This window comes from Pseudomonas sp. 3JA (assembly GCF_036961705.1).
Lineage (GTDB): Bacteria > Pseudomonadota > Gammaproteobacteria > Pseudomonadales > Pseudomonadaceae > Aquipseudomonas > Aquipseudomonas fluorescens_Q.
Genome location: NZ_JBAMDJ010000006.1, coordinates 197035 through 223966, shown reverse-complemented (window position 1 = coordinate 223966; position 26932 = coordinate 197035). Strand labels below are relative to the sequence as shown.

At 61.0% G+C, this 26932-nt stretch carries 30 protein-coding genes; 13 read left to right on the top strand and 17 right to left on the bottom strand.

What is annotated here, in order from left to right:
• Nucleotides 1–70: 70 nt before the first annotated feature.
• Complete coding sequence (locus tag V7773_RS07190; protein WP_003199402.1) at nucleotides 71–826, bottom strand: spermidine synthase; 756 nt, start codon at nucleotides 824–826, stop codon at nucleotides 71–73.
• Nucleotides 827–968: 142 nt separating this feature from the next.
• Between V7773_RS07190 and V7773_RS07185 the strand changes: the two genes are divergently transcribed.
• A complete protein-coding gene (locus tag V7773_RS07185) occupies nucleotides 969–2315 on the top strand; it encodes a class II 3-deoxy-7-phosphoheptulonate synthase (protein WP_336072813.1) in 1347 nt (448 codons plus the stop codon).
• 124 nt (nucleotides 2316–2439) lie between these two features.
• Here the strand turns inward: V7773_RS07185 and V7773_RS07180 are convergent, their stop codons facing one another.
• Together V7773_RS07180 and V7773_RS07175 are read right to left on the bottom strand one after the other, a co-directional pair.
• The gene (locus V7773_RS07180) at nucleotides 2440–3669 is read right to left on the bottom strand and encodes a winged helix-turn-helix domain-containing protein (RefSeq protein ID WP_336072812.1); all 1230 of its coding nucleotides are present in this window, start codon (nucleotides 3667–3669) and stop codon (nucleotides 2440–2442) included.
• Between the two features lie 64 nt (nucleotides 3670–3733).
• Nucleotides 3734–3952: a DUF1127 domain-containing protein gene (locus V7773_RS07175; RefSeq protein WP_063322313.1), complete on the bottom strand. Its 219-nt coding sequence runs from the start codon at nucleotides 3950–3952 to the stop codon at nucleotides 3734–3736.
• Nucleotides 3953–4049: 97 nt separating this feature from the next.
• Between V7773_RS07175 and V7773_RS07170 the strand changes: the two genes are divergently transcribed.
• Nucleotides 4050–4904 (top strand): LysR substrate-binding domain-containing protein, encoded by an 855-nt coding sequence (locus V7773_RS07170; protein WP_027912697.1) that lies wholly within the window; start codon nucleotides 4050–4052, stop codon nucleotides 4902–4904.
• Here the strand turns inward: V7773_RS07170 and V7773_RS07165 are convergent.
• A complete protein-coding gene (locus V7773_RS07165) occupies nucleotides 4894–5643 on the bottom strand; it encodes a sulfite exporter TauE/SafE family protein (protein ID WP_063322314.1) in 750 nt (249 codons plus the stop codon). The two genes, V7773_RS07170 and V7773_RS07165, sit on opposite strands and share 11 nt — an antisense overlap.
• A gap of 147 nt (nucleotides 5644–5790) precedes the next feature.
• Here V7773_RS07165 and V7773_RS07160 point away from each other — a divergent pair, with 147 nt between their 5' ends.
• The 3 genes from V7773_RS07160 (at nucleotide 5791) to V7773_RS07150 (ending at nucleotide 8062) form a co-directional block, all read left to right on the top strand.
• Nucleotides 5791–6252: a MarR family winged helix-turn-helix transcriptional regulator gene (locus tag V7773_RS07160; protein WP_063322315.1), complete on the top strand. Its 462-nt coding sequence runs from the start codon at nucleotides 5791–5793 to the stop codon at nucleotides 6250–6252.
• Nucleotides 6253–6593: 341 nt separating this feature from the next.
• Nucleotides 6594–7013 (top strand): organic hydroperoxide resistance protein, encoded by a 420-nt coding sequence (locus tag V7773_RS07155; RefSeq protein ID WP_003199389.1) that lies wholly within the window; start codon nucleotides 6594–6596, stop codon nucleotides 7011–7013.
• Between the two features lie 35 nt (nucleotides 7014–7048).
• The gene (locus V7773_RS07150) at nucleotides 7049–8062 is read left to right on the top strand and encodes an alpha/beta hydrolase (RefSeq protein ID WP_336072811.1); all 1014 of its coding nucleotides are present in this window, start codon (nucleotides 7049–7051) and stop codon (nucleotides 8060–8062) included.
• A 223-nt stretch (nucleotides 8063–8285) separates the two neighbouring features.
• On the opposite strand, the gene V7773_RS07145 is transcribed toward V7773_RS07150, so the two are convergent.
• The gene (locus tag V7773_RS07145; RefSeq protein WP_003199385.1) at nucleotides 8286–8855 is read right to left on the bottom strand and encodes an elongation factor P; all 570 of its coding nucleotides are present in this window, start codon (nucleotides 8853–8855) and stop codon (nucleotides 8286–8288) included.
• A gap of 48 nt (nucleotides 8856–8903) precedes the next feature.
• A complete protein-coding gene (gene earP / locus V7773_RS07140; protein WP_063322317.1) occupies nucleotides 8904–10037 on the bottom strand; it encodes an elongation factor P maturation arginine rhamnosyltransferase EarP in 1134 nt (377 codons plus the stop codon).
• A 120-nt stretch (nucleotides 10038–10157) separates the two neighbouring features.
• Here earP and V7773_RS07135 point away from each other — a divergent pair, with 120 nt between their 5' ends.
• Both V7773_RS07135 and V7773_RS07130 read left to right on the top strand, forming a co-directional pair.
• Nucleotides 10158–10544, top strand: a complete 387-nt coding sequence (locus tag V7773_RS07135) for a hypothetical protein (RefSeq protein ID WP_092463391.1) — start codon at nucleotides 10158–10160, stop codon at nucleotides 10542–10544.
• A gap of 2 nt (nucleotides 10545–10546) precedes the next feature.
• The gene (locus V7773_RS07130; protein WP_025212614.1) at nucleotides 10547–11029 is read left to right on the top strand and encodes a GreA/GreB family elongation factor; all 483 of its coding nucleotides are present in this window, start codon (nucleotides 10547–10549) and stop codon (nucleotides 11027–11029) included.
• A 7-nt stretch (nucleotides 11030–11036) separates the two neighbouring features.
• On the opposite strand, the gene cysB is transcribed toward V7773_RS07130, so the two are convergent.
• The 4 genes from cysB to V7773_RS07110 all read right to left on the bottom strand — a co-directional run bounded on the left by cysB (nucleotide 11037) and on the right by V7773_RS07110 (nucleotide 14598).
• Nucleotides 11037–12011, bottom strand: coding sequence for an HTH-type transcriptional regulator CysB (gene cysB, locus V7773_RS07125; RefSeq protein WP_003199376.1), 975 nt, complete (start codon nucleotides 12009–12011; stop codon nucleotides 11037–11039).
• A gap of 110 nt (nucleotides 12012–12121) precedes the next feature.
• Nucleotides 12122–12622: a universal stress protein gene (locus V7773_RS07120; protein WP_336072809.1), complete on the bottom strand. Its 501-nt coding sequence runs from the start codon at nucleotides 12620–12622 to the stop codon at nucleotides 12122–12124.
• Between the two features lie 96 nt (nucleotides 12623–12718).
• Entirely contained in the window at nucleotides 12719–13624 is a 906-nt protein-coding gene (locus tag V7773_RS07115; protein ID WP_063322319.1) for a 5'-nucleotidase, read from the bottom strand.
• A gap of 20 nt (nucleotides 13625–13644) precedes the next feature.
• Entirely contained in the window at nucleotides 13645–14598 is a 954-nt protein-coding gene (locus tag V7773_RS07110; protein ID WP_063322320.1) for a putative 2-dehydropantoate 2-reductase, read from the bottom strand.
• A 267-nt stretch (nucleotides 14599–14865) separates the two neighbouring features.
• On the opposite strand from V7773_RS07110, the gene V7773_RS07105 reads away from it, so the two are divergent.
• A complete protein-coding gene (locus tag V7773_RS07105; protein ID WP_003199364.1) occupies nucleotides 14866–15942 on the top strand; it encodes a 3-deoxy-7-phosphoheptulonate synthase in 1077 nt (358 codons plus the stop codon).
• Between the two features lie 164 nt (nucleotides 15943–16106).
• Here the strand turns inward: V7773_RS07105 and V7773_RS07100 are convergent, their stop codons facing one another.
• On the bottom strand, nucleotides 16107–16388 hold the full coding sequence (locus V7773_RS07100) for a GNAT family N-acetyltransferase (protein WP_003199362.1): 282 nt from the start codon (nucleotides 16386–16388) through the stop codon (nucleotides 16107–16109).
• Between the two features lie 635 nt (nucleotides 16389–17023).
• Here V7773_RS07100 and oprI point away from each other — a divergent pair.
• Nucleotides 17024–17275 (top strand): outer membrane lipoprotei OprI, encoded by a 252-nt coding sequence (gene oprI, locus V7773_RS07095; RefSeq protein ID WP_003183784.1) that lies wholly within the window; start codon nucleotides 17024–17026, stop codon nucleotides 17273–17275.
• A 140-nt stretch (nucleotides 17276–17415) separates the two neighbouring features.
• Here the strand turns inward: oprI and V7773_RS07090 are convergent, their stop codons facing one another.
• From V7773_RS07090 to V7773_RS07080, 3 genes are all read right to left on the bottom strand, one after another.
• Nucleotides 17416–18387 carry a L,D-transpeptidase family protein gene (locus V7773_RS07090; protein ID WP_063322321.1) on the bottom strand — a complete coding sequence of 324 codons (972 nt, stop codon included), beginning with the start codon at nucleotides 18385–18387 and terminating at the stop codon, nucleotides 17416–17418.
• Nucleotides 18388–18553: 166 nt separating this feature from the next.
• Nucleotides 18554–18847, bottom strand: a complete 294-nt coding sequence (locus V7773_RS07085; protein ID WP_003199347.1) for a hypothetical protein — start codon at nucleotides 18845–18847, stop codon at nucleotides 18554–18556.
• A gap of 56 nt (nucleotides 18848–18903) precedes the next feature.
• Nucleotides 18904–19509 carry an arylesterase gene (locus V7773_RS07080; protein ID WP_063322322.1) on the bottom strand — a complete coding sequence of 202 codons (606 nt, stop codon included), beginning with the start codon at nucleotides 19507–19509 and terminating at the stop codon, nucleotides 18904–18906.
• A 10-nt stretch (nucleotides 19510–19519) separates the two neighbouring features.
• Here V7773_RS07080 and V7773_RS07075 point away from each other — a divergent pair, with 10 nt between their 5' ends.
• The 3 genes from V7773_RS07075 to greB are packed head-to-tail and all read left to right on the top strand — an operon-like array spanning nucleotide 19520 to nucleotide 23239.
• Complete coding sequence (locus tag V7773_RS07075; protein WP_336072803.1) at nucleotides 19520–20203, top strand: ABC transporter ATP-binding protein; 684 nt, start codon at nucleotides 19520–19522, stop codon at nucleotides 20201–20203.
• Entirely contained in the window at nucleotides 20203–22707 is a 2505-nt protein-coding gene (locus tag V7773_RS07070; protein WP_336072801.1) for an ABC transporter permease, read from the top strand. Before V7773_RS07075 ends, V7773_RS07070 begins: the two co-directional genes overlap by 1 nt.
• A 34-nt stretch (nucleotides 22708–22741) precedes the next feature.
• On the top strand, nucleotides 22742–23239 hold the full coding sequence (gene greB / locus V7773_RS07065) for a transcription elongation factor GreB (protein WP_336072800.1): 498 nt from the start codon (nucleotides 22742–22744) through the stop codon (nucleotides 23237–23239).
• 8 nt (nucleotides 23240–23247) lie between these two features.
• Here greB and V7773_RS07060 read toward each other — a convergent pair whose 3' ends face one another.
• From V7773_RS07060 to V7773_RS07050, 3 genes are all read right to left on the bottom strand, one after another.
• Nucleotides 23248–23556, bottom strand: coding sequence for a hypothetical protein (locus V7773_RS07060; RefSeq protein WP_063322325.1), 309 nt, complete (start codon nucleotides 23554–23556; stop codon nucleotides 23248–23250).
• Between the two features lie 248 nt (nucleotides 23557–23804).
• On the bottom strand, nucleotides 23805–24239 hold the full coding sequence (locus tag V7773_RS07055; protein WP_092222939.1) for a DoxX family protein: 435 nt from the start codon (nucleotides 24237–24239) through the stop codon (nucleotides 23805–23807).
• 101 nt (nucleotides 24240–24340) lie between these two features.
• Nucleotides 24341–25762, bottom strand: a complete 1422-nt coding sequence (locus V7773_RS07050) for a transglycosylase SLT domain-containing protein (protein WP_063322327.1) — start codon at nucleotides 25760–25762, stop codon at nucleotides 24341–24343.
• 236 nt (nucleotides 25763–25998) lie between these two features.
• Between V7773_RS07050 and V7773_RS07045 the strand changes: the two genes are divergently transcribed.
• Complete coding sequence (locus tag V7773_RS07045; protein ID WP_336072799.1) at nucleotides 25999–26808, top strand: TatD family hydrolase; 810 nt, start codon at nucleotides 25999–26001, stop codon at nucleotides 26806–26808.
• Nucleotides 26809–26932 lie beyond the last annotated feature (124 nt).

Sequence of the window (26932 nt, the reverse complement as noted above, 5' to 3'; positions counted from 1 at the left end):
GCAGCCCAGCGGGAGCAAGCTCCCTCGCCACAGGGGAACTCACTTGTCAAAAGGTTTTGGGGGCCTTTGATCAGGTCGCTGGGCGGATGGCCTTGATCAACGACTGCAACGAATAACCCAGCCTTGGCGCCAGCCCTTCGGCCCTGGCAACCAGCCCTTGCATGTCCAGCTCCTGATCCAGGTCCGCCGGCACGATCAGGATCACATTGCCCTCCTTCACCGGCAGCTCCCAATAATGCCGGTGGTACAAACCGCGCAACAGCGCCGCGCCCAATGGCTTTCCATCGTCGGTGGCCCATTGGTTGATCACCAGCCAGCCGCCCGGGTTGAGGCGTTTCTGGCAGTTTTCCAGGAAGCCCCAGGCCAGGTGCCCGACGCCAGGACCGACATCGGTATAGAGGTCGACGAAAATCAGGTCCGCAGGCTCAGCGCTTTCAAGCAGTTCCAGTGCATCTCCAACACGGATGTACAGTCGCGGATCGTCATCCAGCCCCAGGTATTCGATGGCCAGGCGCGGCACGTCAGGGCGCAATTCGATGGCCTCGACATCTTCCAGCGGCAGGAACTTGAGGCAGGCTTGGGTCAACGTACCAGCGCCCAGCCCCAGAAACAGTGCACTTTCCGGCTGCTCGTGACACAACGCGCCAATGAGCATGGCGCGGGTATAGTCATATTCGAGCCAGCTCGGATCGGCTGTGAACACGCAACTCTGCTCGATGGCATCGCCAAACTCAAGAAACCGATAATCGGCCACTTCGAATACGCGAATCATGCCGAACTCGTCGTGCACCTCGGCGAGCAAATGCTCGACGCGCTCCTCTGTCATTTCATCTCCTGATGGTGACCGTGCCGGCTTGAGCCTGCGGATACGGGACAAAGGCGCGATTGTCCGCGAAGCAACCGGAGCAGGTCACGCACTAATTTGCTGATAACATGGCCGTCCGAGCGTAAATCACCTAGAGATCACGATGAGCCAACCCTGGAGCCCTGACAGCTGGCGCGCCCTGCCGATCCAGCAACAACCCCGCTACCCCGATGCCGCGCACCTGTTGCAGGTGGAGCAGACCCTGGCCAGCTATCCGCCACTGGTGTTTGCCGGCGAAGCCCGGGAGTTGCGCCGTCAGTTCGCCGAGGTGACCCAAGGCCGGGCGTTCCTGCTGCAAGGCGGCGACTGCGCCGAAAGCTTTGCCGAGTTCTCGGCGGCCAAGATCCGCGACACCTTCAAGGTCCTTTTGCAGATGGCGATCGTCATGACCTTTGCCGCCGGCTGCCCGGTGGTCAAGGTTGGGCGCATGGCCGGGCAGTTCGCCAAGCCGCGCTCGGCCAACGACGAAACCATCGACGGCGTGACCCTGCCGGCCTACCGGGGCGACATCGTCAACGGCATCGGTTTCGACGAGAAAAGCCGCGTACCGGACCCGGAGCGGTTGCTGCAGTCCTACCACCAGTCCACCGCCACCTTGAACCTGCTGCGCGCCTTCGCCCAGGGCGGGTTCGCCGACCTGCACCAGGTGCACAAGTGGAACCTGGACTTCATCGCCAACTCGGCCCTGGCGGAAAAATACAGCCACCTGGCCGACCGCATCGACGAAACCCTGGCATTCATGCGCGCCTGCGGCATGGACAGCTCGCCGCAACTGCGTGAAACCAGCTTTTTCACTGCCCACGAAGCGTTGCTGCTCAATTACGAAGAAGCCTTCGTGCGCCGTGACAGCCTGACCAACGACTATTACGACTGCTCGGCCCACATGCTGTGGATCGGCGACCGTACCCGTCAGTTGGACGGCGCCCATGTCGAATTCCTGCGCGGGGTGAACAACCCGATCGGGGTCAAGGCCGGCCCGAGCATGGATCCGGACGACCTGATACGCCTGATCGACGTGCTCAACCCGCAGAACGACCCCGGCCGACTGAACCTGATCGCCCGGATGGGCGCCAACAAGGTCGGCGAACACTTGCCGCCGCTATTGCGCGCCGTGCAGCGTGAAGGCAAGCAAGTGTTGTGGAGCTCCGACCCGATGCATGGCAACACCATCAAAGCCAGCAGCGGCTACAAGACCCGGGACTTTGCGCAGATCCTCGGCGAAGTGAAGCAGTTCTTCCAGGTCCACGAAGCCGAAGGCACCTATGCCGGCGGAATTCACATCGAGATGACCGGGCAAAACGTCACTGAATGCATCGGCGGCGCGCGCCCGATTACCGAGGATGGGCTATCGGACCGCTACCACACCCACTGCGACCCGCGGATGAATGCCGATCAGTCGCTGGAGCTGGCGTTCCTGATTGCCGAGACGTTGAAGCAGGTTCGGCGGTAGGTTCTTCCTCGCCGGTTGGACTGCTATCGCGAGCAAGCTCGCTCCCACAAGGGGGTCCCGGGTGACCACAGGTTTTGTGTTCACAACAGATCTAATGTGGGAGCTTGCTCGCGATAGCGTCGGGTCAGTCACCACTTAACTGGGCCAATGCCACCGCCAAGCGAACCCCACCCACCCGCTGACAATTGAGCTGGACCCTTTCCAACCCCAACCAATCGGCCATGCGCCGCAGGTTCACCGCCAAGGCTTGCACCCCCTCCTCGTCCAACCCCGGCTCTTCCTCATGCACCGCATGCACCGCCAACCGGCCCAGGGCCCGCTCCGCCCGCAGGTCCACCCGAGCGGCGATGCGTTCATTGTGCAGGAACGGCAACACGTAATAGCCATACACCCGCTTGTGGACAGGCGTGTAGATCTCCAACCGGTAGCGAAAGTCGAACAACCGCTCGGTGCGGTCGCGCTCCCAGACCAGCGAGTCGAACGGCGACAACAAGGCACTGGCGGCGACTTTGCGAGGGATTTTCGCCGCGGGTCGGCACCAGGCCGGTTGTTTCCAGCCCTGCACCTGGCAGCGCAGCAGCTCTCCGGCCTCCTCCAACTCAGCCAGGCGCCCGCGGCTGTCGGCCGGAGCGAGGCGAAAGTAGTCGCGCAGGTCTTTCTCTGTCGCAATGCCCAAGGCGTCAGCTGCATGCAGCAGCAAGGCGCGCTGGGCCTGGGCCTCGTCCGGCAACGGTTGCTGCAGGATCGAGGCCGGCAGTACGCGTTCGGGCAAGTCGTAGAGCCGTTCGAACCCGCGCCGCCCCGCCACCGTGACTTCGCCTGCGGCGAACAGCCACTCCAGCGCATGTTTCTCCGCACTCCAGTCCCACCAAGGCCCGGCCTTTTCCTGACGCGTAGACAAGCTGCCCGCACCCAGGGCGCCCTGCTCCTGGACCGCCGCCAGAACGCGGCGGATGACATCCTGGCGTTCTTGGCCGAAACGCGCCAACTGCTGATAAATCCCTTCGCCACCCGACGCCCGATTCATGCGCCAGCGCATCAGCGGATACATCGACATCGGCAGCAGCGAGGCTTCATGCCCCCAGTACTCGAACAGCGTACGACGTCGGCCCTGGCTCCAGGCTGCTTGATCAAGCAAATCGCGATTGTAGTGACCGAGACGGGAGAACAGCGGGAGGTAATGCGCGCGCACCAACGCATTGACTGAGTCGATCTGCAGGACGCCGAGGCGTTCGATCAGGCGGTTGAGGCGTGAGGGTTGCACCGAAGCTGGCGGTGAGCGCCCATCGAATCCTTGGGCGGCCAACGCCAGACGCCGGGCCTGTTTGAGGGTAAAGGACAGAGTCGCGGGCATGGAGATCTCCTTGTCTGCTCGCAACCTACCTCACCAATAAGGGGTTTGTGTAGGAAAGGATGGCTCATTTGTGCATTGGGTCGTCCCAGAATGGCCGAACCACTTCCCGCTCCACATCGGCACGACTCACGCCAATGTCCTTGAGCGCCTCGTCGCTCATTCCGGCCAGCAGTTCGCGCTCGTGGTGCAATTCGTACCAGCGGCTAAACTTGTGCAGCAGGGCGCTGACGGAAAAGCCGTGGGAGAGTTTGTCTATCAGTAGATAACCTTTTTGACCTTTCATCGTGATGTCCTCCGTTGGGGATGGATCAAGTCTCACGCTAACGATAAGATCAATCCAACGAATGTTTCTTATGCAATACATCTCGGAGATTGATCAATTGTCGAGTTACCCGAGCATCGATACGGAAGTGCTGCGTACCTTTGTCGCCATCGCCGACCAGGGCGGTTTCACCCGGGCCGGGGAATTGGTCAATCGCACCCAGTCTGCCGTCAGCATGCAGATGAAGCGGCTGGAAGAAGATGTATTGCAGCGGCGGTTGTTCGAACGTGACGGACGCCAGGTCAAGCTCACCGCTGAAGGCCAGGTGCTGCTGGGTTACGCGCGGCGGATCCTCAAGCTGCACAGCGAAGTGTTCAATACCCTGCGTGAACCGCACATGGTCGGCACGGTGCGCATCGGCACGCCGGACGATTACGTGATGCGCTTTCTGCCAGGCATCCTGCAACGCTTCGCCCAGTTCTACCCGCTGATCGAAATTGAAGTGCACTGCGAATCGTCCAAGCAGTTGCTACTGCGCCAGGACCTGGACCTGTCCATCGTCACCCGCAAACCGGGGGACGAAATCGGCCAGTTGCTGCGCAAGGAACGCTTTGTCTGGGCCGAAGCCGCTTGCTTCAATGTCCATGAACAAACACCACTGCCGCTGGCGATGTTCAACAGTGACTGTTTCTGCCGGCAATGGGCCTGCAATGCGCTGGATGCCATGGGTCGCGATTATCGCGTGGCATACAACAGCTCGAGCCTGTCGGCGCTCATGGCGGTGGTGGGCGCCGGCCTGGCAATCACGGCGCAACTGGAAAGCCTGCTGACCCCGGACATGCGCGTACTGGGCGAAGCTGAAGACCTGCCGGAACTGCCCGAGGCCAGCATCATGCTGATCCGCAACCTGCATAACCCATCGCCGATCACCGAGTGCCTGGCCGAGCACATCGTCGAAGGCTTCAAACTTTAAAGGCGAGCAGCACCGCGCACAGCACCAGGAAACCGCAAAACAGCCCGCGCAACAGCCGCTCCGGCAAGGCGTGGGCGACTTTCACCCCCCAACTGATGCTCAGCAGGCCACCGACGGCCAGCGGCAGGCCGATGCTCCAGTCCACCTCATGGTGAAACGCATAAGTGGCGAGGGTCACGCCAGTACTGGGCAAGGCCAGTGCCAGGGATAACCCCTGGGCGACCACCTGGCTGGTGCCAAAAATGCTGGTCAGGATCGGCGTCGCGACCACGGCCCCGCCAACACCGAAAAGGCCGCCCATGGTACCGGACGCCGCCCCAAGCACGGCGAGCCATGGCCAGCCATAACGCATCTGCGCCGAAGCCGGTGCGTTGGCGGCGAACATGCGGGCCATGTTGTAGAGTGTCAGCGCGATCAGGAACGCGACGAAGCCGATCCGCATGCTGTTCGCGTCGATCCCCACGGCCCAGATCGAACCCAGCCAGGCAAAGCAGAACCCCATGGAAGCCAACGGCAGGACATGGCGCAATTCGATGCGATTGCGCTGGTGATAGCGCCACAACGCAAGCATCACATTGGGCACCACCATGACCAGCGCTGTCCCTTGGGCCATTTGCTGGTCGAGGCCGAACCAGACGCCCAGCACCGGAATGGCAATCAGGCCACCACCGATCCCGAACAATCCCCCCAAGGTGCCCAACACGGCACCAAAGACCAAGAACAGTGCAAATTCGAACACAGAAGACTCCCCTTTTCCTCAGGGCGCTTATCCTACGCAGTCGGCGCCAGCGGGGAAACGTAACATCCATCCGAAATATCAGAATTATCTGGTGCATTAAAGATTCGCCCGCTAGATTCGTATCGATCATTGATTGAAGGTTCTGCCATGAACACCCTGCGCGACACCCCCGAAGCCTGCGAAGCCCTGCTACTCGACAACCAGGTCTGTTTCGCCCTGCACTCCACGTCGCTGCTGATGACCAAAGTCTACAAGCCGCTGCTACAGGCCCTCGGCCTGACCTATCCGCAATACCTGGCGATGATGGTGTTGTGGGAAAAGGACGGATTGACCGTCGGTGAAATCAGCACGCGCCTGCTGACAGACCCCGGCTCGCTGACGCCACTGCTCAAGCGCCTGGAGGTCGAGGGCCTACTGAGCCGCACCCGCAGCCGTGAAGACGAACGTGTGGTGATTGTCGAACTCACCGAACAGGGCCGCGCCCTGCGCGAAAAAGCCCTCGACATCCCCCAATGCATCCTCGCCGCCAGCGGCCAGACCCTGGAGCAGTTGAAGAAGCTGCAACTTGACCTGCAGGCACTGCGCGGGCATTTGCAAGACAGCCTCTGACTGACCTCCAACCGACCCACCGCTATCGCGAGCAAGCTCGCTCCCACACTTGATGCTCAGTGGCTATAAATCTGCCTTCGACGCAAATCTAATGTGGGCGCGAGCTTGCTCGCGATGGCGGGGTCCTGCCGCTCCTTGATCTCTAACTCGCCCATCTAAATTTTTTTTCTGCGCTGAAACGCTCTAGGTCAAGGGTTACACGCCCTTTTAGTGGCGCCAACTCAACTCGCCTCAAAAAAATATCTTGCGCGCAAAATATTAGCGCTATACATTTGCCTCACACCTAATTAGCGCGCAAACATTTAGCGCAATAACTCAACCCCAGAAACGAGGCTCTCGCCATGCAAACTCTCTACACCGCAATCGCAACCTCCACCGGCGGCCGTGATGGTCGTGCGATCTCCAGTGACAACATCCTCGACGTCAAACTCGCCACGCCCAAGGAACTCGGTGGTGCAGGCGGTGCGGCGACCAACCCTGAGCAACTGTTCGCCGCCGGCTACTCGGCCTGCTTCATCGGCGCACTGAAATTCGTAGCTAGCCAGAGCAAACGCAAGATCCCGGACGACGCCTCGATTACCGCCCATGTCGGCATCGGCCAGATCCCCGGCGGTTTCGGCCTCGACATCGACCTGCACATCAGCCTGCCAGGGCTGGACCAGGCCGACGCGCAAAGCCTGGTGGATGCGGCTCACCAAGTCTGCCCGTACTCCAACGCCACCCGCGGCAATGTTGATGTGCGCCTGCACGTGACCGTCTGACCACCAACCCTGGACCCGAACCTAAGGAGATGCACATGAACACGCTCAGCAAAGCCTTTGCCGGCACCCTTCTCGCCCTCAGCGTCAGCAGTGCCTTCGCCGACGGCATCGTCGAACACAACACCCAGGCGTTTCTCGACGTGCTGAATGCCGGCACTGGCAAGCCCCTGGAGCAACTGTCGCCCAAGGACGCCCGCGCCGTATTGGTGGGCGCCCAGGCGGGGGTGAAACTGACTTTGCCCAAGGCCGACGTCAGCGAGAAAACCATCCAGGTCGATGGCCAGCCGATCAGCCTGACCATCGTTCGCCCGGCCGGGGTCAAGGGTGAGTTGCCCGTGTTCATGTTCTTCCACGGCGGTGGCTGGGTATTGGGTGACTTCCCGACCCACGAACGCCTGGTTCGAGATCTGGTGGCGGGCTCGGGCGCTGTCGCGGTGTTCGTCAACTACACGCCTTCACCCGAAGCGCATTACCCGGTGGCGATCAACCAGGCCTACGCCGCCACGAAATGGGTGGCCGAACACGGCAAGCAGATCAACGTCGACGGCAAGCGCATGGCCGTGGTGGGCAACAGCGTCGGCGGCAACATGGCGGCGGTCGTGGCCCTGATGGCGAAAGACAAAGGCACGCCGGCGATCCGTTTCCAGGCGTTGCTATGGCCGGTGACCGACGCCAGCTTCGAGACGGCGTCCTACAACCAGTTCGCCGAAGGGCACTTCCTCGGTAAAAACATGATGAAATGGTTCTGGGACAACTACACCACCGATGCCGGGCAACGCGGCGAGATCTATGCCTCGCCGCTGCGGGCCAGCACCGCACAACTCAAGGGTCTGCCGCCAGCGCTGGTGCAGACCGCAGAGGCTGATGTCTTGCGCGATGAAGGCGAAGCCTATGCCCGCAAGCTGGACGCGGCCGGTGTACCCGTCACCGCCGTGCGCTACAACGGCATGATCCACGACTATGGCTTGCTCAACGTGGTCAGCCAGGTGCCAGCGGTGCGTTCGGCGATGTTGCAAGTGTCCGAAGAGCTCAAGCAGCACTTGAAATAACTGGGCACCGGAGCCTTGGTGGCGAGGGAGCTTGCTCCCGCTCGGCTGCGCAGCAGTCGTAAAATGGGCAAATGCGGTATGACTGGATAATCGCGTTGTCTGGGTTTGGGGCTGCTGTACAGCCCAGCGGGAGCAAGCTCCCTCGCCACAGGGTTCTGCTGTGGCACTTTGAAATAAAAAAGCCCGACTCAATGGTCGGGCTTTTTCATACACAAGGCTTCGCTTATTTAGCGCGGCCTTTGTAGGAACCGCCTTCGCGGGTATCGATCTCGATCATGTCGCCGATTTCGATGAAGTCAGCAACCGACAGCTCGGTACCGTTCTTCAGTTTGGCAGGCTTCATCACCTTGCCGGAAGTGTCACCGCGAGCGGAGCCTTCGGTGTAGTCAACCTGACGCACGATGGTGGTCGGCAGTTCTACGGAAACCAGGCGTTCTTCGAAGAACACGGCTTCGCAGACGTCGGTCATGCCTTCTTCGATGAACGGCAGAACGCTTTCGATGTCTTCGGCGTTCAGCTCGTACATGGTGTAGTCAGTGGTGTCCATGAACGTGTAGGTGTCGCCGCTGATGAAGGACAGGGTCGCTTCTTTGCGGTCGAGGATCACGTCGTCCAGTTTGTCGTCGGCGCTGTAGACGATCTCGGTCTTGTAACCGGTCAGCAGGTTCTTCAGCTTGGTCTTCATGATCGCGCTGTTACGACCCGACTTGGTGAACTCAGCTTTCTGAACCAGCCAAGGATCGTTTTCGAGACGGATCACGGTCCCGGGTTTCAGTTCTTTACCAGTTTTCATTGCGAATATCCGAATTTGGATGGGATTTACAAAAATCTAGGCCGCGTATCATATCCAATTTACATAAAACTTCACCAGCGCTGCGGCAAGATCGGCTCGCGAGGCCTGTTCCAGACACCACGCCTGGGCATGTTCGGCCAGTTCCTGCTGCTGTTCACGGGTGGCTTTCCAATATTCGGTCATGTCCTGGCCGGCATTCCAGGCCCGCCAAAGACCGCTGATCGCTTTTTGCGCAGCCGGTGAAAGCCCCTGATTGTAGAGCCTGAGAAATGCCTCGAGCTTTTCCAGGTGGACGTCTTCTTCCTGCTGGTAGATATGCCAGAGCAGCGGCCGACCAGCCCACTGGGCGCGCACGAAGGAGTCTTCGCCACGCACGGCGTTGAAATCACAGCACCACAGCAACTGGTCGTACTGATCCTGGCGAACGAACGGCAGCACCTGCACCGTCAGTGCACCGCGTCGATGCAGCGCACCGACCTTCAGGCCTTCGACACCGAGCCAACGCTCGACGTCGCCCAACACTCGCCCTTCGGGAACCAGCACATGAAATGCCTGGGTATCGGCTGCCATCGCGTCAAACCAACTCGCCAGCCCAGCGTTCTCGTAGGCAAACAGCGAGATCAGGCAGGCTTGCGGCGCCCGCTCCACGCCCAATCCTTGCAGGAAACTGCGTTGCGCTTCGGCATCCTGCTGAAATTGCCGACGGCGCTCCAGCAGGCCGGCCTCGCGCAGCAAGCCACCCGTTCCCTCCCGAAAGCCGGGGAAAAAGAAATATTTCTGCACGTGCTTGTATTTGACTGACGGTAAGCCATGGCAACCGATCACCCAGTCCTCGGCGCTCAAATAATCAAGGTTCATCCACAGGGGCGTCGTCTGGCGCGCGGCCATCGCATCCATGTAGGCGCTCGGCAGTTGGCAGGCAAACGCGGCGATCACCACGTCGGCGGCGTCGGTGGGCGCCCACTCCTCGGGCCAGTGACGCACTTGCACGCCCTGCTGCCATTGCTCGGACAGGGTGATGTCGATTTCCGGGCAAATTCGTTCGAAGGCACGCAGGTCGTCAACCCATAGCCGCACCGCGCATCGATGCTCGGCCACCAACTGCCGAGCCAGGCGCCAAGTGACACCAATGTCGCCAAAGTTATCGACGACGGTGCAAAAAATATCCCAACGCACGGTCATTCCCGACTCCCTGTGGCAAAGGCCTGATTGTCCCGAATAAACCGATCACGCAGAAGAGCCGACGGCGATTAATCTTCATGCGACAATATCGCCTGCCCATGCCCCTGCCAGGAAGCAGCCATGCCCGATCACCCGACACCCTCGCGCCTCACGGCTTTGCAATTGACCTTCAGCATCGCCCTGGGCCTGTGGCTGGGGTTCCTCGCCATCGTGTTGACGGGCTGGCTGCTGTCCAGATTCCTGTTCAACGAACAACTGGCACCCGTGGCCGCCGCCGTCCATCAACTGGCGCAACCACCGGTGGTGCAACCACCTCCAGAGCCGCCCACGCCGATGTTCGAGCAGTACCAGCAAAACCTGCAAAGGAACGAGCAGCGCCAGGCCCTCGATCAGGCCCGCAACAATCCGCGCAACCTGTCCAACCCCAAGTGCCAGTTCTGGCTGCAACAGGACCAGAATGCGCCCAGTGAGAAAAGCCGCGCCAACGTCCTGCAATTCTGCGAATGACCATGAACAAACAGACCGTCCACCAGTTGATTCTCGACAAGCTCAAAATTGATCTCGACATCGCCGAACGCGCCGCGCAGACAGCCTACGAAACCGCGACCCACGAAGAAAACATCGCCGAGAACAAGTACGACACCCTGGGCCTTGAAGCTTCTTACCTCGCTGCCGGGCAAGCCAGGCGCGTGGAAGAAATACGCCAGGCCCTCGCCCTCTGCCAGAACCTGACACTAAGGCCATACGACGAACAGCGCGGCATTCAGGTGGGCACGTTGATTGGTTTAGAGGATGAGGACGGTCGCCAGCAATGGCTGTTCCTGGGACCGGATGCGGCGGGTTTGAAGGTCTCGCTGGTGGGCCAGCCGATCACCGTCATCACCCCTCGCTCACCGCTGGGCCGCGGCCTTTTGGGCAAGTTCGAAGGGGATGAAGTAGAGATCGTGGTAGCGGGCGCCCGGCAACAGTTCGCTGTCACCGAGGCGATCTAGAAGGGTCTTAGTGCACCGGTAGCTCGACGCCGTCGAACAACTCTTCAAGTTCTTGCTTGTTGTGGCACTGGATGGCCTTGGCCATCACTTCCCGGGTCAGGTGCGGTGCAAACTTCTCGATGAAATCGCACATGAACCCCCGCAGGAAAGTGCCACGACGGAAACCGATCTTGGTCACGCTGGATTCGAACAACTCACTGGCATCCAGTACCACCAGGTCGCTGTCGAGCTTGGTATCGACGGCCATCTTCGCGACGATGCCCACACCCAGGCCCAGGCGAACGTAGGTCTTGATCACGTCGGCGTCGGCGGCGGTGAACACCACTTTGGGCGTCAGGCCACGATGGCTGAAGGCTTCGTCAAGTTTGGAACGACCCGTGAAACCGAATACGTAGGTCACGATCGGGTATTCGGCCAGGGCTTCGAGGGTCAGCTTCGGCAGCTTGGTCAACGGATGGCCCTGGGGCACGACCACACAGCGGTTCCAGCGATAGCACGGCATCATCACCAGGTCCCCGAACAGTTCCAGGGCCTCGGTGGCAATGGCGAAGTCCACGGTACCGTCGGCGGCCATTTCGGCGATCTGCATCGGCGACCCCTGGTGCATGTGCAGCGCCACGTCCGGGTATTGCTTGATGAAGTTGCTGATCACCGGCGGCAGCGCATAACGGGCCTGGGTGTGGGTGGTGGCGATCGACAAGGTGCCTTTTTTCTCGTTGGAGAACTCCTGGGCGATCTGCTTGATGCTTTCGACCTTGCGCAGGATCTCGCCAGCGGTGGTGATGATGCGCTCGCCGGCCGGCGTCACGCGGGTCAGGTGTTTGCCACTGCGGGCGAAGACTTCGACGCCCAGTTCATCTTCCAACAGGCGGATCTGCTTGCTGATGCCGGGTTGCGATGTGTAGAGGCTTTGGGCAGTAGCGGAAACGTTGAGGTCGTGGTGCGCCACTTCCCAGATGTAGCGCAGTTGTTGAAGCTTCATATGTATCCCTCAAAGCAGTTGGACGCCACGGGCATCAGCGACGGTATATAACTATATGAAAGGTTTCAGCAATAAATCTAGAACTTTTTATAAAAAGCCATCATTTCGCCTCAGGCCTCTCCCTGGCGTCGGCGCTGTACCAGCGGTACCAGATAGACCGGCACCCGGGATAACTGCAATACCCGTGCAGCGGTTCTGCCCAAGGGGATTTCACCGCTAGCCCCTTGGCAATGACTGCCTACGATCAGCAAGTCGACGGAGAGTTTCGCAGCCTGCTCCAGGATGACTTGGGAAGGATCGCCCTGGTACACCCTGACCGACTTGATCAGTTTCAAGTCCTGCTGCCCTTCCCCCAACTCCTCGCGGAAACTGTCGAGCACCCGCTGTTCGATATTGGCCATCACCGTATTCAGACCTTGGCGGTGAAATTCGTTCAGCGCCTGCTCGTCGAGATAGCTTTGCAGCACCGACTCGGCGAACAGCCCCATCGGTTCTACCGCATGCACCACATACAACTCGGCTTCAAACGTCCGTGCTAACGCCAAGGCATGCTGCATCACATAAGGGGCGTACAGCCCCAGGTCTGTGGCGTACAGCATCGAACGAATCATGTGACCTCCTCGCGTGCCAAAATGGCGGAGATTGATTCAGCTTAGCAGCGCCCAGGGGACTGCGACGTGCGGCTTGACGTCCCGGACCAAGGGCAGTCAGGGCTTCACTTCGTTACTGATACCGTGGGGCACGTGACCGGTGGCGACCACCTCCCGGGCCAGTTCGCAATGGCCGGTCTGGTCATCGAAAAAAACATCGGCGGCGAAGGCTTCGAGGAACGCCGATTTGGTCAGGCCACCCAGGAACAACGACTCGTCCAGGCGAATATCCCACTCACGCAAGGTCCGGATGACCCGCTCGTGGGCCGGTGCCGAACGGGCCGTCACCAACGCCGTACGAATGGGGCAGGCGTCCTCGGGAAACTCGCGCTGCAGTGCATTGAGCGCCGCCAGGAACCCCTTGAACGGCCCGCCTCGTAGCGGCTCGCGGGCGGCCTGTCGCTCGCTGGCCTGGAAGGCCTCCAACCCATCGGCCTGATAGACGCGTTCCGACTCATCGGAAAACAGCACGGCATCGCCGTCGAAGGCAATGCGCAGTTCCTCGCTGGCCGCGCGACTGGCACCACCCGACAGGATGGTCGCGGCGGCAAACCCGGCGTCCAGGGCACTGCGCACGTCTTCAGCGTGGGTGGACAAAAAGAGATCACAACCGAACGCCTTGAGGTACGGGTACGGGCTGCGACCGCCCACGAAAGCCGCGCGCGAGATCGCCAGCCCATAATGATGGATCGAGTTGAACACCCGAAGGCCGGTGTCGGCGCTGTTGCGCGAAACCAGGATGACTTCGACCCGGGCACGCCCCAGGTGCTCGTTAAGGCTCAGCAGCTTTTGCACCAGGGCGAAGGCGTCGCCGGGTGCCAGGACTTCGTCTTCATGCTCGATCTGGTATTGCCGATAGGCTTCGACACCACTCGACAAGTACACCTTGTGGCTTTCCCTAAGGTCGAACAGCGCCCGCGACGAAATCGCCAGCACCAGTTTGTCGTCGATGTTGTTTGCCATACCGCTCCCCTTTTGCCCGCTCAGCGGTTATATCGGTCCACGAACGCCAACGCCTGGTACAAGGCTTCGATTTTCGGCAGCTCACACCCTGCCGCTTTCGCTGCCGCCAATGGCCGGCCGTAGATCGCGTCCAGTTCCAGCACACGCTTGTGGGAATAATCGTGGTACATGCTCGGCCAGTAGTCGGGCATCTTCTCGGTCATCGTGAACAGATACTCGGCATAACCCGGCGCGATATGATGCCCACAGGCTTGCGCACCGCGGACCACCTCCCCCATCAGTGCCTGGATCAATTCGCGGCTATGGTCGTTGGCCATCAATGGTGTGGTACTGGCGCCCAACAGGACCGAAAGGCCGTTGTACGGCACATTCCACACCAGCTTCTGCCAGCGGGCCTGTTGCAGGCCCGGCATGGCCTGGGCGTCGATACCGGCGCTGCGGAACAACGTCGCCGCCTCTTCGACGATCACCATGCGTTGTGCCTGATCGGCGCAAGGCCCACTGTGATAACCGACGTTGACCGCGCCCAGGGCCTGGTGGGTGACGACACCAGGGCCGACGCGATGCACGCAGATCAGGCACAGGCCGCCCAACAGGTGCAACGAATCGGGCAACAGAGGGCGAAGATCGTCTTCGACATCCAGGCCGTTCTGCAGCAAAAGGACTTTTGCCCCCTCAGCGGCAGCCTGGGTAATGACCGGGGCCAGCTCGGTATTGCTGGTGGTCTTGGCGCCAACCAGCAGCCAGTCGCAGGGCGGCATGTCGGCTGCCGAGCGATACGCCTGGACGGGGTTGAGGGCCAGCGTACCGTGGACCGCGCTGTCGATCCGCAAACCGGCTTCGGCCACGGCAGCAAATTCGCTGCGCAGTAAAAAGTGCACGTCAAAACCGGCACGCGCCAGCATCACGCCGTAGAACCCACCGATCGCCCCGGTGCCGATCATCCCGATCCGCGGTTTCACGCCTGCCTGCATCTTTGCAACTCTCCTGGTAAAAGTCCCTGCACACTATCAGCGCGAGCGGCATGGCATGCAATCATCATTACATCTGCTCACGAATCTGCTGCAGAGCCATCGCCAAGGCCTTTTCCCCCGCCTATAGGGCATTAAACCCGTCCCAGCCCATTGTCGAGCCCCCTCGTAACGCGATAAGGTTCGGCTCCCCGACGCGCTTAAAATCCGCTGTGCACCGCCGCGCGGGGATCGCTGGCGGCCGGCACCCGTGACCTGACGAGTAACACGATGGCTGATTTACCGATCAACGACCTTAACGTCGCCTCCAACGAGACCCTCATCACGCCTGACCAGCTCAAGCGCGATATTCCCCTGAGCGACGCTGCCCTGCGCACCGTGACCAAGGGCCGGGAAGTCATCCGCAACATCCTGGACGGCACCGATCATCGCCTGTTCGTGGTCATCGGGCCCTGCTCGATCCATGACATCAAGGCCGCCCACGAATACGCCGAGCGCCTGAAGGTGCTGGCTGCGGAAGTCTCCGACACCTTGTACCTGGTCATGCGGGTGTATTTCGAGAAGCCCCGGACCACCGTCGGCTGGAAAGGCCTGATCAACGACCCGTACCTGGATGACTCCTTCAAGATCCAGGACGGCCTGCACATCGGTCGTCAGTTGCTGCTGGACCTGGCGGAAATGGGCCTGCCCACGGCCACCGAAGCCCTGGACCCGATCTCGCCGCAATACTTGCAGGACCTGATCAGCTGGTCGGCCATCGGCGCGCGCACCACAGAATCCCAGACCCACCGCGAAATGGCCTCCGGCCTGTCGTCGGCGGTGGGCTTCAAGAACGGCACCGACGGTGGCCTCACCGTGGCGATCAACGCCTTGCAGTCGGTCTCCAGCCCACACCGTTTCCTGGGCATCAACCAGGAAGGCGGCGTGTCGATCGTCACCACCAAGGGCAACGCCTATGGTCACGTGGTACTGCGCGGCGGCAACGGCAAGCCGAACTACGATTCGGTCAGCGTCGCGCTGTGTGAACAGGCGCTGAACAAAGCCAAGATCAAGCCGAACATCATGGTCGACTGCAGCCACGCCAACTCCAACAAGGACCCGGCACTGCAGCCGCTGGTGATGGAGAACGTGGCCAACCAGATCCTGGAAGGCAACCAGTCGATTATCGGCCTGATGGTCGAAAGCCACTTGAATTGGGGCTGCCAAGCCATTCCGAAAGACCTCGCCGACTTGCAGTACGGCGTCTCCATCACCGATGCCTGCATCGACTGGAGTGCCACCGAGAACACCCTGCGCAGCATGCATGCCAAGCTCAAGGATGTTCTGCCGAAGCGTCAGCGCGGTTAAAAAACATCGCAGCCTCGTTTCACTCGACAGCTCCTACACAGCTCCTGTACATATTTGGAGCGGGGATGTAGGAGCTGGCGAAGCCTGCGATCCTTTACTTTCCTCAAGGCATAAAAAAACGCCGTGCTCTTCAGCCCGGCGTTTTTTATTGGGAATCCTTTTTTTCAGAGTTTCGCCGCGTGCCGCTGGTGACGCTCCATGTAGCGCTCCACGTAGGAGCAGGATGGGATCACCGTGTAGCCCATTTCTTCGGCGTACTGCAGCGCACTTTCGGTCAACGCCGCCGCAATGCCCCGGCCGCGCAAGGCGTTGGGCACGAAGGTGCGATAGATATCCAGGGTCTGCTTGCCCAGGTCCATATAGGTCAGATAAGCACGATGACCGTCCACGTTGGTCTCGAACTGATGACCAGCCTGGTCATGGTGGATGGTAACCGCCTCGCTCATCACTACTCCTCGCGGGTCTGAATGCCGACCCCTACCTTACCGATGTTTTTCCGGCGAAGGAACATCTACGCCACCCCGTGCCGTCCTGGTCACCGAGCGCCAAAATCGATCCGCTCAAACCCGAGCACGTCGTGAATAGTAGGCACCAATGACGCAAATGCTCAAGGCACGCCTGTCATCGAAGGGGTAAACCTCGTCGGGTTTATCGATTGAGCGCCATCGTCGCGCTGTAGTCGGTCACGGTGCAATAGCTGAACATCGCCAGTTGTTGAGTCTTGAGACGAGCGCGCGTAGTTAAAGTCACCGCCAATACCAATAAAGATGCCTGGGGCATTGCACAAAAAATGTACAAAAGTGTAGGTGAATCAATAAACAACGACGTTAGCGAGGGCTGCTAGAGTTCTCCGCCGCCACGGAACTTTTTTTCGTCGACATGCTCCAGCCAAGGGCTTTGGGCTGTATATTTTTTAAACACCCCTTAGAAAAGTTGCTCGAAAAAGAATCACCGCCTACAATTTTTTTGCTTCTTGCGCTACGTCAGTTTACTTACTACAAGTAATGGGTAGTATGTACGCCGGCTAACTCCTCAGTCTGGGGAGACAGTCACTAATAGAATGTCCTTGAAGGGGAACACGATGAACAACGTTCTGAAATTCTCTGCTCTGGCCCTGGCCGCAGTTCTGGCTACCGGTTGCAGCAGCGCATCGAAAGAAACCGAAGCACGTCTGACTGCTACCGAAGACGCAGCAGCTCGCTCCCAGGCTCGTGCAGACGAAGCTTACCGTAAAGCTGATGAAGCTCTGGCTGCTGCTCAAAAAGCACAACAGACTGCTGACGAAGCTAACGAGCGTGCTCTGCGCATGCTGGAAAAAGCTAGCCGCAAGTAATAGTCCCCCGGGATTGTTATCGAGCCGACCCATTTTTGGGTCGGCTTTTTTTTGGGTTCGAGAGCGGCTGCCCGGTGTTTTCCCAAGCAATAAAAAACCCGCCGACATCGCGAAACGTCGGCGGGTTGTTGTCGAGTCCTTTATTGCTGCAAGTCGATCGGCGCGCTCGTGACCATCGGTGCCGAGGTATTTGGAACAGCGATTTCCACCGGCATGCCATCTTCGGCCGCCACCACGTCCCGCACCACGTCCCAGTTCATGCGCAAGTTGCTGGTGATGTCTTCACGCTTGAGCATCGCGTTGATCACTGAGGTGTGCTTGTCCACCACCGACGGGTTGCCCTTGTCGTCCAGCGGTGTGTGAGCCTCCAAGTACACCTTGCCACCGCTCAACCCCAGCTTGTAGGGGTCGTTGATGATCCGCACCGATGTGCCCACCGGCACCATGCCGGCCATTTCCAACACGTTATTGTTGAACATGCGGAAGCAGCCGTGGCTGGTGCGCATGCCGATGCCGAACTTCTTGTTCGAACCATGGATCAGGTAGCCCGGGGTGCCCAGGGTGAACTTGAAGGGCCCCAGCGGGTTATCAGGGCCGGCGGGCACGACGTTCGGCAGCGGGTCGCCGTCGGCGGCGTGTTCGGCCTTGATCGATGCCGGCGGGGTCCAGGTCGGGTTCGGCGTCTTGGCGATGATGCTGGTGTGGGCGATCGGCGATCCCCAGCCCTCACGCCCGATCCCCAGCGGGAAGGTGTAGACCACGTTCCGCCCCTTGGGGAAATAGTAGAGACGGTACTCGGCAAGGTTGATCACGATGCCTTCGCGCGGGCCCGGCGGCAGGATGAAACGAGTCGGCAGCACGATCTCGGTGCCTGCGCCCGGCAACCAGGGATCGACCCCCGGGTTGGCGGCGACCATCTCGCTGTAGCCCAGGTCATAGGTGGTGCCCAGGTCGGCGAAGGTGTCTTCGTATTTGGCCTTGATAACCTGCACCTGGCCAACGATGTCTTCACCCGGTGGTGGCAGAGGCAGCTCCAGGGCGGCAACGTGGCCCGCCATACACAGGGCGGCAAGAGACAGGCAGCGGGCGACGGCAGGCAAGCGCGGCAACATCCGGGAAATCCTTCGCAGATCGAACAAGGGGTGATGAAAACGGCGATTGTACACTGCCACCTGTTATTTCGGGGAGAGCGGCAATCAAGCGTCCGATGCACAGCATTTTGTTCGGCATTCACCCCGCGCCCTGTGGGAGCCGCGGGTCATGGCACGCGCGAAGAGATTACAACTCGAACCGCAGCTCCGGCCAGATCGGCGATGTGCCGCGCTTCTGGGACTCCAGGATCGCCCGGCACAACGAGCACAGGCGATGATCCTGGAAAATCTTGCGATCGACGCTCGACCAGCGCGGTTGGGCCGGCAGCAGGCTGCCGCAGAGAGTCCGATCGGCCGAGCCACCGAGTTCCAACTGCCGGGTCACCAGGTGCACCCGTACTTCCTGGCAGGCGAACAGATCCAGCTGCTCGTCAGGCTCGATCAGTTGGTAGGCAAACAGGGACCAGGCGGGACGCGGCATCGGGGGCTCCAAATCGGGGGCGCCACATTAGCCGAAAGCCCGCCGGTAGAAAAGCGTCAAAGCAGCGGTTTCAGTGTCGGCCATACATTTTCCAGCAACTTGCCCTGGGCCGCGACGGACGGGTGCAATCCGTCGCCTTGCATCATGGTCGGGATGCCACCGACGTCCTTGAGAAAAAACGGCACCAGGGGGACTTTTTTCTCCTCGGCCAGGGTGCTGTAGACCCGGGCAAAGGCTTCGGTGTAGCGCCGTCCGTAATTGGGTGGCAGTTGCATACCCAGCAAAAGCACCTGGGCACCGCTGGCGCGAGCGCTGTCGATCATCGCTGCAAGGTTTTGTTGCAATTGTGTTGGCGGTTGACCGCGCAAGCCATCGTTGCCGCCCAGCTCCAGGATCACCAGGTCCGGCTTATGGGCTGCAAGCAGCGCCGGCAGCCGCGCCTGGCCTCCGGCGCTGGTGTCGCCACTGATGGAGGCATTGACCACTTTATCGTCAAAACCCTCGGCCTTGAGCCGTTGTTCGAGCAACGACACCCACCCTTGCCGGGTATCCAGGCCGAAAGCCGCGCTGATACTATCGCCAACGATCAGGACTGTACCCGCCGCTGCGTTCTGGGCCATGCACATCAAGGCCAGGCCGGCACTCAAAAACCACACACGCATCGGATTCTCCATGGGCTCAAGCATTCTCACCGCGACGGACCTTAGCAAAGTGGTCTCCAGCGCGGAAGGTGAACTGACCATCCTGCACGAACTCAGCCTGGAACTGAACAAAGGCGATAGCCTGGCCATCGTCGGCGCGTCCGGTTCCGGCAAATCCACCCTCCTGGGCCTGCTGGCCGGCCTCGACCTGCCCAGCAGCGGCGAGGTGACGCTCGCCGGCCGGGCCCTCAGCGCACTGGATGAAGACCAGCGTGCGCGGATCCGCGCCGAGCACGTCGGTTTCGTCTTCCAGTCGTTCCAGTTGCTCGACAGCCTCAATGCACTGGAAAACGTCATGCTGCCGCTGGAACTGGACGGGCGCAAGGATGCCCGCGAACGCGCCACGCAACTGTTGCAGCGCGTCGGCCTGGGCCAGCGCCTGACTCACTCGCCGCGCCAGCTCTCCGGCGGCGAACAGCAACGCGTGGCGATTGCCCGCGCCTTTGCCGCCGAACCCGACGTGCTGTTTGCCGACGAACCCACCGGCAACCTCGACAGCCACACCGGCGAGCGCATCAGCGACCTGCTGTTCGAATTGAACAAGGAACGCGGCACGACCCTGGTGCTGGTGACCCATGATGAACGCCTGGCCCATCGCTGCCGGCGCCTGATCCGACTTGAAGCCGGCGAGATGGTCGCCCCTCTGGAGCCTTGATGGCACGCTTGCCGCTGTTGCGCCTGTTCAGTCTCGCTGTCCGTCAATTGCTTCGCGATGCCCGCGCCGGTGAGTTGCGGGTGTTGTTCTTCGCCCTGCTGGTGGCGGTGGCGGCCAGTACCGCCATCGGTTACTTCGGTGCCCGCCTCAACGGCGCGATGATGATGCGCGCCACCGAATTCCTCGGTGCCGACCTGTTGCTCGAAGGCAGTTCCCCCGCCCGCCCGGAGCAGATCCGCAGCGGCACCGACCTGGGGCTGGAACACGCCCGGGTCGTGGAGTTCTCCAGTGTCGTGGCCACCGACAATGGCATCCAGCTGTCCAGCGTCAAGGCGGCCGATGACCGCTACCCATTGCGCGGCGAACTGAAAAGCAGCCCCACCCCGTTCGCCCCGGAAGAAACCGGCGGACGGCCGAACCCTGGCGAGGCCTGGGTCGAAGCACGGTTGCTGACGGCACTGGACCTGAAGATCGGCGACAGCATCGACGTTGGCAACCAAACCCTGCGGTTGGCCCGAGTGCTGACCTATGAACCGGATCGCGCCGGCAATTTCTACAGCCTCACCCCGCGAGTGCTGATCAACCTCAAGGACCTGGAGGCCACCGGCGTGGTCCAGCCGGGCAGCCGTGTCAGCTATCGCGACCTGTGGCGCGGCCCGGCATCGGCGCTGCAAACCTACCGCGACCTGGTCAAGCCTGGCCTTGAAGCCAACCAGCGCCTGCAGGATGCCCGCGACGGCAACCGGCAGATCGGTGGTGCCCTGGGCAAGGCCGAGCGCTACCTGAACATGGCCAGCCTGGTGGCCGTATTGCTGTCCGGAGTCGCCGTCGCGCTTTCGGCCAACCGCTTTGCCACCCGACGTTTCGATGCCAGTGCGCTGCTGCGTTGCCTGGGCCTGTCACGCCGGGAAACCCTGGTGCTGTTCAGCCTGCAATTGACGGTGCTGGGCCTGCTCGCCAGCATCAGTGGCGCCCTGCTCGGCTGGATCGCCCAACTGGGCCTGTTCGCCCTGCTGCACGACCTGCTGCCCACCACCGTTCCGCCGGGTGGCCTGCTTCCAGCAGTCGCCGGGATCGGTACCGGGCTGGTGGCCCTGGCGGGGTTCGCCCTGCCGCCATTGGCTGCACTGGGCCGGGTACCACCGTTGCGGGTGCTGCGCCGGGATATGCTGCCGATCCCCTCCAGCTCCTGGGTGATCTACGGTGCCGCGCTGGGCGCCCTGGGCCTGATCATGTGGCGCCTGAGCCTGGACCTGGTCCTGACCTTCGCCCTGCTGGGCGGTGGCGTCGTTGCCGCCCTGGTGCTCGGCGGCTTGTTGTTGCTGCTGCTCCAGAGCCTGCGTCGCCTGCTGGCCCGCGCTTCCCTGCCCTGGCGGCTGGGCCTCGGCCAATTGCTGCGCCATCCCTTGGCCGCCGCCGGTCAGGCCTTGGCGTTCGGCCTGATCCTGTTGTCCATGGCGTTGATCGCGTTGTTGCGCGGTGAATTGCTGGACACCTGGCAAAACCAGTTGCCGAAAAACGCGCCGAACTATTTCGCCCTGAATATCCTGCCCAACGACAAACAGGCCTTCACCGACAAACTGCTGGAATTGTCCGCACAATCTGCCCCGCTCTACCCCGTGGTCCCCGGTCGCCTCATCAGCATCAATGGCGAGCCGGCCACGGAGTTCGTCACCAAGGACTCGGCGGGTGACCGGGCGCTGCAACGTGACCTGAGCCTGACCTGGGCTGCCGACCTGCCGGCGGGCAACGTTGTCACCGCAGGGACCTGGTGGCCGCAGCAGCCACCGGACGATATCCCGGGGGTTTCGGTGGAAGGCAAAGTGGCCGAGAACCTCAAGATCAAGCTGGGCGACCGCCTGGTATTCAGCGTGGGCGGCGTCAATCGTGAAGCGAAGGTCACCAGCCTGAGGGAGATCAACTGGGACAATTTCCAGCCCAACTTCTTCATGATCTTCCAGCCCGGCACATTGAAGGATCTGCCAGCGACTTATCTCACCAGTTTCTACCTGGCGTCGGGCCACGACCAACAGATCGTCGACCTGTCCCGGGCCTTTCCGGCGGTGACGATCCTGCAAGTCGAGGCCCTGCTCGAGCAACTGCGCAGCATCCTGGCCCAAGTGACCCTGGCGGTGGAGTATGTGTTGCTGTTTGTGCTGGCAGCGGGGATGGCGGTGCTGTTTTCCGGCCTGCAGGCGACCCTCGACGAGCGCATACGCCAAGGCGCGCTATTGCGCGCACTGGGCGCCGAACGGCCCCTGCTGGTCAAGGCCCGGCGCATCGAGTTCGGCCTGCTGGGCGCAGTCAGTGGCCTGCTCGCGGCCCTGGGTTCGGAGCTGGTGAGCCTGGTGCTTTACCGGTACGCCTTCGACCTGCCCTGGCATCCGCATCCTTGGCTGTTGGTATTGCCGCTGCTGGGGGCCTTGTTGATCGGTGCGGCCGGTGTATTCGGCACCCGTCGAGCGCTCAATGCCAGCCCGCTGACAGTATTGCGCGAGGGTTGATAGACTCCCGGTTTCGCTATTATAAGAAGTTGCCATGAGCCGTTATCGCCCACCCCGCACCGCCGGCACCGCGCTGATCACTCCCGAGGGTGAAGCGCGGATGCGCGCTGAGTTCCATGAGCTGTGGCATGTGCGTCGTCCACAGGTGACCCAGGCGGTCAGCGAGGCGGCGGCCCAGGGTGATCGTTCGGAAAACGCCGAATACACCTATGGCAAGAAAATGCTACGGGAAATCGACAGTCGCGTGCGCTTCCTCACCAAGCGCCTTGAAGCGCTCAAAGTGGTCAGTGAAAAACCCAGCGATCCGAACAAGGTGTATTTCGGCGCCTGGGTGACGGTCGAAGATGAGGACGGTAAGGAATCACGCTATCGCATCGTCGGCCCGGACGAGCTGGACCTGAAACAGAACCTGATCAGTATCGACTCACCGTTGGCACGGGCCCTGGTCGGCAAGGCCCTGGATGCCGAGGTCAGCGTCCAGACGCCTACCGGCGAAAAACGGGTCTACATCGTGGACATCTCGTATCCGTAATCCTCGCCTCAGCGACGCGTGATCAATCCCTGCCGGGCGACACGGGTCAACTGCCGGATCATTTGAGGAGCGTCCGCCGCACTGGGGGACTGGATGACGGCCAGGTCGAAACTGTCATTGGCGAACCGCGCCAGTGACTCGCCGTCTTCGACAAACTGGATCAGGAAAGCTGCGGGCCCATGGTTACGACGCGGCCAGCCGTCGAGATAGCGCAAGAGCGTTGGCTGGTGAGTGCCGCCCAGGAGAATTTTCGGGTTGCGTTGCACTAGGTTCGCCGTGATCGGCGCAAGACGTACTAGGGGGCTGGGTGCGTTCATCGTGTCGTGTCTCTGCCTCAAAAGTCTGCATGGCAGGTGAGAGGCAACACCGAACCAGCGCTTTAGCGGTATTTCGAAGCCTTGTCTTCGGCTTCTATCGGCGACTGGATCGAGTCACCTGGCGCCCCGCAAGTAGCTGTTTAAATCGGCGCATGAGCGGCATCCTAGAGAAGCTGACCGGCCAGTGTCAAGAATCACTTCCCATGAAAAGGCCCGTACAAGACGGGCCTCGAATTCAAATCGTGCAATCAACCCGCGATAGCGCGATCGACCGACAGCTTGCCCGCGCCTTCGATCAGCACGGCAATACTGCCCGCCAGCAACGCCAAGGCAAACTCATAACCGTTGTTGGCCATGAACAAGCCGTTACCGATGTGCACGGCGAAAATCGCCACCAGCGACAGGAAGGCCAGGCCCAGTGCAGCAGGACGCGCCAGCAGGCCGATGATCAGCGCCAGCCCGGCAAAAAACTCGGTACCGCCCGCCAGTGTCGCCATCACGTAGCCCGGGGTCAGGCCGATGCTTTCCATCCACTGCGCCGTGCCTGCAAGGCCGTAGCCACCGAACAGGCCGAAGAGTTTCTGCGAGCCGTGGGCAGCGAATATGACACCAACGGCGATGCGCAGGACAGTCAGGCCGTAGCCAGCGCGGGTAGACAAGACTTTATTGATCAACGAGCTCATGCGGGTTCATCCCTAGGTGTGTGGTTGTTGGTCGCCATATTAATCAAATAAACTTGTACAAAAAGCGCAAAAAAATGCGAGATACAAATCGAATTTATCGATTATTTTCGCTGGGCGACCTTTTGATCTCCAGGTTCCAGCGACTCTCGTTCACGATCAAACGCCAAGTAGTACTTATTGACACTATTAACGTAGCTGACGGCGCCCATTCCCACCTGCTCCATGGCAATGCGTTCGACCTGGAAAAACCACTGGTTGGGGTTCAGACCACGCCGTCGGGCCTCGGCTCGCATACCTTGGACACGCTCGGGGCCCATGTTGTAAGCGGCCAGGACGAAGGCCATGCGCTCGCGCTCGTTGAGCTTGGGGCTGGCAAAGAACTTGCGGCGGATGAGGGCCAGGTACTTGGCGCCAGCCTGCACATTGGCGTCCAGGTTCTGGATGTTATCGACGCCGACCCGCTGAGCCGCCGAGGGGGTGATCTGCATCAGGCCGGTGGGGCCTGTGCCGCTGCGGGCGTTAGGTTGCAGGGCTGATTCCTTGAAGGCCAGGGCCGCCAGGTTAAGCCAGTCCATGCCTTGGGCATCGGCATGTTTTTGCAGCACCGGGCGCAGTTTTTCCAGACGCTGGCGATCAGCCCGGGCCAGCGGATAGTGGACCTGGTACAAACGCCGGTAGATACGCAGGAATGCCGCGTCCTCGTTGGCGGGCACCTTGTAGGTCGCCAGGAAGCGGTCGATGCTCGCCCGCAGCATGGCGGCGTCACGGCGAACGAACCAATACTCGTCACTCGGCTCGCCGATCAGCACCTGCCGGTCGAAGCGCAACTTGGGCAGGATCTTGCTCCAGCGCTCGGCGATGGGCTGCTCGACGATGGTCAAATGGAAAATCCCACCCTGGACCATTTCCAGGACATCCTCCACAGCCAAGGTGGGATCGACCCATTCGACCTTCACCGGCGGCAGTTTGAGCAGCGCCAGTTTCTGGTTGATCTGGCTCACCGAGTCTCCCGCAGCGCTGCCGTTGGGCAGGGCCAGGGTCTTGCCGGAAAGTTGCTCCACACGGGTGTAGCGCTTCTCGCCCTTGATACCCACCAGCAGCAACGGCACGTCGGTACGAATCGGATCGCTGGCGCTGACCGCATGGCCGGCCTGCAGTTCGAGCAACTCACCCGGTGCTACCAGATCGCCCTCCCCGCGCTGTAAAGCGCCGAGCAGTTGGTCCTTGGCCATGGGGATGATCTTGAGGGTGATTTCCTGGCCATCCCGCGCGTGGCCGTTGAGGTATTGCTCGAAGGCTCGCAACCGATGGTATTCGACGCCAATGGGTTGGCCCTGGACTTCACCGGAGCTGTTGCGGCTCTGGTTGACCAAAACCTTCAACACACGGCTGCTGCGGATTTGCGCCAGGTCGCGCACCGTGCCCGGCGCCACCGCCTGCACCGGCCCGGGCAGCCGCGCCTCGGCCGGCATTGGCAACAACAGCGAACAACACAACAGTAGCAATACCTGGGGACGTGTCATCCACTCTCCGGAAGGAATACTGCGGACCGCCTCCCTTGAAAAACGAGGCTGAGTCGACAGAAACAGAGCGCCTGGGGCGCTGAAAAAGTGCGGAAGACTGGCACAGTGATGGCTTTTATACCAACCCGATGTGTCTCGCGGCCTTAACAGACAGCCTCAACTCGTTGTAGTTCTTGGCTTTTCTTATAAATCTACAGCTCTGATATGCTTTCCAGCCTTTGGGCCGAGGTAGCACCATGCAACTCATCGATATCGGCGTCAACCTGACCAACCCCAGTTTCGCCGACAAACATCAGGCGGTGCTCGAGCGCGCCTATGAATCCGGGGTCTGCCAACTGGTCTTGACCGGCACCAGTATCGAGGGCAGCGAACAGGCTCTGGAGCTGTGCCAACGCCTCGACGAAACGGGCGAGCGGCTGTTTTCCACCGCCGGCATTCACCCCCACAGCGCCAGCGACTGGACCGCCGACAGCGCCCGACACCTCAAGGATCTGCTGATGCACAGCCGCGCGCGCGCGGTGGGCGAATGCGGGCTGGATTTCAACCGAGACTTCTCCCCCCGGCCACAACAGGAAAAGGTCCTGGAAGAACACCTCGCCTTGGCGGTCCAATTGCAATTGCCGGTGTTCCTGCATGAACGCGATGCCGATCAACGCTTGCTGGACATCCTCCGGGATTTTCGCGATCAGTTGCCGGCACTCGTGGTGCATTGCTTTACCGGTGAAAAGAAGGCGTTGTTCAGCTATCTCGACCTGGACCTGCACATCGGCATCACTGGCTGGATCTGTGACGAACGCCGGGGCACGCACCTGCACCCGTTGGTGCGCGAAATTCCCCGCAGTCGACTGATGCTCGAAAGCGACGCGCCGTACCTGCTGCCCCGCACGCTGCGGCCCAAACCCAAGAATGGCCGCAACGAACCGGCCTACCTGACGGAGGTCCTGCGTGAAGTAGCCTTGCACCGGGGCGAAACCCAGGAAGACCTGGCAGCCCACAGCACCGCCTGCGCCCGGGCGTTCTTTGGGTTGCCGGCCATCTCCGAATAACACACATCCCCTGTGGGAGCTGGTTACTATTGGCCCACATCAAGACCCAGGGACTTCGTTGCCTGTTGACCCACATCAAAATCCCGTCACCTGAGTAGCGGCAGAATAATGGCACCTTGCCAAT